Genomic DNA, 301 nt, shown 5'->3' on the forward strand with positions numbered 1-301 from the left:
TCTGCCGCATGGCAGGCTCACTCCTGTGGACGACAATATTCTGACGGTGACCGGCGACATACCGATGCCAGTCGGCAACATGACACGGCGCATGACCGTGGTGCGATTGCGCGACCAACGGCTCGTCATCTTCAGCGCCATCGCGCTCGACGACCAGCAGATGCGCGCGATCGAGGCCTTTGGCCAGCCGGCCTTCCTGATCGTCCCTAATGATCATCACCGGCTCGATGCAAAGCCATGGAAGAATCGTTATCCCGCCCTTGAGGTGATTGCATCGCCGGGCGCGCTCAACAGCGTCGGG

General features: G+C 61.5%; 1 pseudogene. It reads left to right on the plus strand.

Annotation, left to right across the window (positions count from 1 at the left end):
• Positions 1 to 25: 25 nt before the first annotated feature.
• Positions 26 to 301, plus strand: a pseudogene (locus EN845_RS34695) (hypothetical protein); the annotation flags it as partial.

Source organism: Mesorhizobium sp. M8A.F.Ca.ET.202.01.1.1 (assembly GCF_004791595.1).
In the GTDB taxonomy this organism is placed as follows: domain Bacteria; phylum Pseudomonadota; class Alphaproteobacteria; order Rhizobiales; family Rhizobiaceae; genus Mesorhizobium.